The organism is Streptomyces spongiae (assembly GCF_009377185.1).
Lineage (GTDB): Bacteria > Actinomycetota > Actinomycetes > Streptomycetales > Streptomycetaceae > Streptomyces > Streptomyces spongiae.
This window is the reverse complement of sequence record NZ_VJZC01000591.1, coordinates 1-6,125: the sequence shown is the minus strand read 5'-3', so window position 1 is coordinate 6,125 and position 6,125 is coordinate 1. Positions and strand designations below refer to the sequence as shown.

General features: G+C 69.7%; 5 protein-coding genes. 4 read left to right on the top strand and 1 reads right to left on the bottom strand.

From position 1 onward, the window contains the following. Positions 1–160: 160 nt before the first annotated feature. Entirely contained in the window at positions 161–1,048 is an 888-nt protein-coding gene (gene panB, locus FNH08_RS42275) for a 3-methyl-2-oxobutanoate hydroxymethyltransferase (RefSeq protein WP_152776818.1), read from the bottom strand. Positions 1,049–1,303: 255 nt separating this feature from the next. Between panB and FNH08_RS42270 the strand changes: the two genes are divergently transcribed. The 4 genes from FNH08_RS42270 to FNH08_RS42255 form a co-directional block, all read left to right on the top strand. Further along, positions 1,304–2,896: an MFS transporter gene (locus FNH08_RS42270; RefSeq protein ID WP_152776817.1), complete on the top strand. Its 1,593-nt coding sequence runs from the start codon at positions 1,304–1,306 to the stop codon at positions 2,894–2,896. A gap of 127 nt (positions 2,897–3,023) precedes the next feature. Next, positions 3,024–3,662: a TetR/AcrR family transcriptional regulator gene (locus FNH08_RS42265; protein ID WP_322726341.1), complete on the top strand. Its 639-nt coding sequence runs from the start codon at positions 3,024–3,026 to the stop codon at positions 3,660–3,662. Positions 3,663–3,867: 205 nt separating this feature from the next. Continuing rightward, a complete protein-coding gene (locus FNH08_RS42260) occupies positions 3,868–4,905 on the top strand; it encodes an endonuclease/exonuclease/phosphatase family protein (RefSeq protein ID WP_152776815.1) in 1,038 nt (345 codons plus the stop codon). A 109-nt stretch (positions 4,906–5,014) separates the two neighbouring features. Further along, positions 5,015–6,125: MFS transporter (locus FNH08_RS42255; protein ID WP_152776814.1), on the top strand; the 1,111-nt coding region annotated here is incomplete at its 3' end.

Genomic DNA, 6,125 nt, shown 5'->3' with positions numbered 1-6,125 from the left:
GGCCAAGGGGGCGCAGCCCCCTTGCAGGGGTCGAAGGGGCAGCGCCCCTGGGGATGGGACGGGTAGGGGCGGCGGGGGCGAAACAACCTCCCCTCGCTGGACGCGCAGCAGCCCGCCGACGGGGGAAGATCGGCGGGCTGCTGGGTGGTGCCATGGTGGATCAGTGGACGGAGTGCTCCTCCTGGGGGAACGCCCCGCCGACGACATCCTCGGCAAAGGCCCTGACCGCACCGGTCATGACCTCACGGAGGTTCACGTACTGCTTCACGAACTTCGGCATGCGCCCACCGGTCAGCCCCAGCATGTCCGTCCAGACCAGGACCTGCGCATCCGTCTCCGGCCCCGCCCCGATACCGACCGTCGGAATGTGCAGCACCCGCGTGACCTCGGCCGCCAACTCCGCCGGAACCAACTCCAGGACGACGGCGAAGGCACCGGCGTCCTGCACGGCCTTCGCATCGCGCAGCAGCTGCGCGGCCGCCTCCTCACCACGCCCCTGCACGCGGTACCCCATGGCGTTGACGGACTGCGGCGTCAGGCCGATGTGGGCCATCACCGGGATGCCGGACTCCACGAGGAGCTCGATCTGCCGGTGGGAACGTTCGCCGCCCTCCAGCTTGACCGCCCCGACGCCCGCCTCCTTGACCAGGCGCGTCGCCGAGCGCAGGGCCTGGACGGGGCCTTCCTGGTACGACCCGAAGGGCAGATCGCCCACGATCAGGGCACGGCTGGTACCCCGGACGACCGCCGCCGACAGCATCGTCATCTCGTCGAGGGTGACGGGCACGGTCGTCTCGTACCCGAGGTGGCAGTTGCCCGCCGAATCGCCGACGAGCATCACGGGGATGCCGGCCTCGTCGAAGACGGACGCGGTCATCGCGTCGTACGCGGTGAGCATGGGCCACTTCTCGCCGCGCTCCTTGGCGGCGGCAAGGTCGCGGACGGTGATGCGCCGGGTGCTCTTTCCCCCGTACAGCGATTTACCGCTCTCGGAGGGCCCCAGTGCACCCTGCGCGGGCTGCTTCGGGGCAGCCGGAAGTTGCGTCATCGCAACGGCTCCTTCTGTCATCTCGAGGCGCCCTCACGGCGTCCCCGGACCGTCTCCATGGTGGCACCTCGTGCCAGGCGCGGCCAGACCGGAGGCGCGGGATGTGTGTCACGGACCCAAAGGTCCCTGCTGACCCGGGGCTCTACTGACCCGGGGCCTACTGACCCAGGTCCCTGCTGAGAGCTCGGTTAAGAGCTCCGTAAAGGATTTCAATACGAGACGGTTCCGTATCGAAAAGTCACTAGGGTCGGCCGCATGACTTCTCCTGCTGCCCCTGCCGAACGGCGGGTCCCGGAAGCCGTGCACAGACGCCGCTGGGCCATCCTCGGCGTCCTGATGCTGAGCCTGCTGATCGTCGTACTGGACAACTCGATCCTGAACGTCGCCATCAAGACGATCTCCACGCCTCCGCCGACCGGTCTCGGCGCCACCCAGAGCGAGCTGGAGTGGGCGATCAACGCCTACACGCTCGTCTTCGCGGGGCTGCTGTTCAGCGCGGGGCTGCTGGGGGACCGGCTCGGCCGGAAGAAGGTGCTGCTCGCCGGGCTCGTGGTGTTCGGCATCGGGTCGGCGCTGGCGGCCCAGTCGGGTTCCCCCGGGGAACTCATCGCGTTCCGTGCCGTGATGGGCCTCGGGGCCGCCTTCGTGATGCCCGCGACCCTCGCCGTCCTGATGAACGTCTTCGAGCGGGACGAGCAGCCCAAGGCCATCGGCATCTGGGCGGGTGGCGTCGGACTCGCCATCGCCATCGGGCCCATCACCGGAGGCATCCTCCTCGACCACTTCTGGTGGGGGTCCGTCTTCCTCATCAACGTGCCGATCGTCCTCGTCGCACTGGCGCTGATGCTGTGGCTGGTGCCGGACTCACAGGACCCGAATCCGGGGCGTGTCGACCCCGTCGGTGTCGTGCTGTCCGTGATCGGGCTCGTGCTGCTCGTGTACGGCATCATCAAGGGCGGCCAGCTCGCCGACTTCACGGACACCACCGTGCTCGCGACCATAGGGGCCGGACTCGCGGTGCTCGCCGCCTTCGTCGTGTTCGAGAAGCGCAGCGACCATCCGTCCATCGACGTCACGTACTTCAAGAACAAGGTCTTCTCGGCGGCCATAGGCGCCATCGCGCTCGTGTTCTTCGCACTCATGGGCGTGACCTTCTTCTCGGTCTTCTACACCCAGAGCGTGCGCGGCTACACGCCCCTGCAGACCGGTCTGCTGATGCTGCCGCTGGCCGTCGCGCAGATGGTGTTCGCGCCGCGGGCCCGGCTGGTCGTGGACCGGTTCGGCAACAAGGCGGTGTGCACGGCGGGGCTGTTGGTCATCGCGGCGATGCTGGCCGCCTTCGCCACGCTGGAGGCGGACACGCCGATCTGGATCCTCGAAGTGATCTTCTTCTTCATGGGGACCGGCATGGCGCACATCATGACCCCGGTGAGCGTCGTCATCATGCAGGCGCTGCCGCGCGAGAAGGCCGGCTCGGCGTCCGCGCTCAGCAACACCTTCCGTCAGGTCGGCGGCGCCCTCGGCATCGCGGTCCTCGGCTCCGTGCTGTCGACGGCGTACCGCTCGGGCATCGAGGACAGCCTGCCGGCCGCCGCCCGGCACAAGGCGGGCGAGTCCATCGAGGCCACCCTCGGCTTCGCCGCGAAGCTCGGCGCCAGGGGCGAGGCCCTGATCGGCCCGGCCCACGACGCCTTCCTGCACGCGATGCACGTGACCGCGCTGTGCGGGGCGGGAGTGGCCCTGTTCGGGGCGGTGGTGGTGGCACTGTTCCTGCCGGGGAAGGCCCCACAGCCGCAGCAGGAGCCCGGGGAGCCCGGGGAGAAGGAGTTGGTGACGACGGATCAATAGGGCAAAGGAGTTGATGACGACGGATCAATAGGGCAGCCGATGGCGGCCGTTCGGCGGACGCAAGAGGGCTGAGGCCCTTCTGATGGGAGAATTGCCCCACGCCGACGACACAGAGACGGAGTCGCACGTGAGTCTCGCCGACAGCCGAGCCAGGGAAGGGAGCCCCCAGAACCCCGGGAGCCCCGTCCGGGGACGCCCTCGCAGCGAGGCCGTGGAACGCTCCATCATCGAAGGGGTGATGAAGCTCCTGGAGGACGGCGTGCCCCTGGCGGAGGTGTCCATCGAGCGGGTGGCGCGCACCGCGGGCGTCGGCAAGGCCACCATCTACCGCCGGTGGAGGGGCAAGGAGGAGCTCTTCGTCGACGTCCTGCGCGCGTCCGAACCCCCGGACCCCGTGCTCCCCGGCACCTCCATGCGCGACGACCTCGTCGCCCTGCTGGAGTCGCTGCGCCGGCGCGCCCTGAGGAGCCGTTCCTCGGCGATCCTGCACAACGTCCACGCGCAGATGAAGAGCAGCCCGAAGATCTGGGCCGCGTACCACGCCGTCGTGATCGAACCCCGGCGCCGCACCACCTCCGACGTACTGCGCCGGGGCCGGGAGAACGGCGAACTCCGCGCCGACCTCGACATCGAGCTGATCAGCGACCTGTTCGTCGGCCCCATGCTCGTACGCACCGTCATGCGCCCGGACGCCACACTCGACGAGAACCTGGCCGAACACATCGTCGACACGGTCCTGGAGGGACTGCGGCCGGACGGCGCGTGAACCACCGCTCGTAACTGCCCGGCATTGTGCGGGATTCGTCACAGAGCGCGCCTTGGGCCGCTGGTTCGGAACTCCGAACGCCGGGAAGTTCGTCATCGTGCCCGTACGGCCGTCATGGGACGGCGGGAACGACGGCGATCATCCCCTAGGGTCGTAGACGGTAGACGCGGGGGACGACGTGCACGGCAGGTTGTGAGGCGACGGTATGGCGCAGGCGTATGTGACGGAGACGGGCAACGGCGGCTCGGGTTCGGGCCACGAGGGATCCCGGCTCCGGCGCCTGTGGGACGGCTGGGGGCGGGGCCGGGGAATCTGGCGCCGCGGCATCGTGACCGCCGCCTTCGCGCTGGTCCTCGCACTGGCGATGGTGCTGCACTCGCAGATCCCCAACACGATCGGCAACCTCGGCAGCCTCACTGACACGTTTCTTCCCTGGCTCGGCGTGTTCGTGCCGGTGCTCCTGATCCTCGCGCTCGTCCGCCGGTCCGCGACCGCGCTCATCGCCGTCCTGGTGCCCACGATCGTCTGGCTGAACCTCTTCGGCGGGCTGGTCACCGACAAGGCCGGCACCGGCGGCGACCTGACCGTCGCCACGCACAACGTCAACGCGGAGAACGCGGACCCGTCCGGCACGGCCCGCGACGTGGCCGCGTCCGGGGCGGACGTGGTGGCGCTGGAGGAGCTGACCGAGGAGGACGTGCCGGTCTACGAGAAGGCGCTGGATCCGACGTACAAGTACCACAAGGTGGTCGGCACCGTCGGGCTGTGGAGCAAGTACCCGATGAACGACACCAAGGCCGTCGACATCAAGCTGGGCTGGGAGCGCGCGATGCGCTCGACCGTGACGACGCCGGAGGGGAAGGTCGCCGTCTACGTCGCCCATCTGCCCTCGGTCCGGGTGAAGCTGGAGGCCGGGTTCACCGCGCGGCAGCGCGACAAGAGCGCCGACGCCCTGGGCGAGGCCATCTCGGACGAGCCCATCCAGCAGGTCGTCCTGCTCGGTGACCTCAACGGCACGATGAACGACCGCGCGCTCAACGCGGTCACCGCGCAGATGCGTTCCACGCAGGGCGCGGCCGGCAGCGGCTTCGGCTTCAGCTGGCCGGCGTCGTTCCCGATGGCCCGCATCGACCAGATCATGGTGCGGGACGCCGAGCCCGAGGCGTCGTGGACGCTGCCGGCCACGGGGAGCGACCATCTGCCGATCGCGGCACGAGTGAAGCTCGACACGTCGGGCTCCTGAGCAGCTGCCCTCAACTGGGCTTCGCCCGCTGGAATAGCGGGCCGGGGAGTGTTTGTTCCGAAGAGGAACATACGATGGAACGAATCCCTCCTCCCCGAAAGGTTGCTCCATGCCCCTCGCCCTGCTCGCCCTCGCCGTGGGCGCGTTCGGGATCGGTACGACCGAGTTCGTGATGATGGGCCTGTTGCCCGATGTCGCGGTCGACCTGCGCGTCTCCATCCCCACCGCCGGGCATCTCGTCTCGGCGTACGCGCTGGGCGTGGTGATCGGTGCTCCCCTGCTGGCCGCGGTGACGGCCCGCCTGTCCCGCCGTACGGTCCTGATCGCGCTGATGGCGCTGTTCGTGTTCGGCAACGCCCTGTCGGCCCTCGCGCCCGACGAACACTGGCTGCTGGCCGCCCGTTTCCTGAGCGGGCTGCCGCACGGCGCCTTCTTCGGTGTGGGTGCCGTCGTCGCCACGAACATGGTCGCGCCCGAACGCAAGGCCCGTTCGGTCTCGTTGATGTTCCTCGGACTGACCGTCGCGAACGTCGCGGGGGTGCCTGCGGCGACGCTGGTCGGTCAGCACCTCGGCTGGCGTGCCGCGTTCCTCGGTGTGAGCGTGATCGGGCTGGCGGCGATCGGCTCGCTGGCGCTGCTGCTGCCGCGTGACCACGCCCACGGCGGGGTGCAGGGTGGTGGCCTGCGCGGCGAACTGGCCGCCCTCCGCTCGCTGCCCGTCTGGCTGGCACTCGGGACGACGATCGCCGGGTTCGGTGCCCTCTTCTCCGCGTACAGCTACATCGCGCCCATGCTGACGGAGGCCGCCGGGTACGCGGAGGCGAATGTGACGCTGCTGCTGGCGCTGTTCGGTGTCGGGGCGACGGCCGGCAACCTGGTGGGGGGCCGGCTGGCGGACCACTCGATGCGAGGGACGCTGTTCGGCGGTCTTTCGGCCCTGGTGGCCGTGCTGGGGCTGTTCCCGCTGCTCATGGAGTCGGCGTGGTCGGCGGCCCTCGCGGTGACGCTGCTCGGTACGGCGGCCTTCGCCACCGGCTCGCCCCTCCAGCTCATGGTCATGGAGAAGGCGTCCACGGCTCCGTCCCTGGCCTCCTCGGCCAACCAGGCGGCCTTCAACCTGGCCAACGCGGGTGGCGCGTGGCTGGGCGGACTGACGCTCGCCGCGGGCTTCGGCGTGACGTCTCCGGCGGTCGCGGGGGCGGGGCTGGCCGTGCTGGGGC

Coding starts and splice junctions, on each gene's coding strand:
- FNH08_RS42270 (WP_152776817.1), top strand. CDS start 1,304: ATGACTTCTCCTGCTGCCCCTGCCGAACGGCGGGTCCCGGAAGCCGTG.
- FNH08_RS42260 (WP_152776815.1), top strand. CDS start 3,868: ATGGCGCAGGCGTATGTGACGGAGACGGGCAACGGCGGCTCGGGTTCG.
- panB (WP_152776818.1), bottom strand. CDS start 1,048: ATGACGCAACTTCCGGCTGCCCCGAAGCAGCCCGCGCAGGGTGCACTG.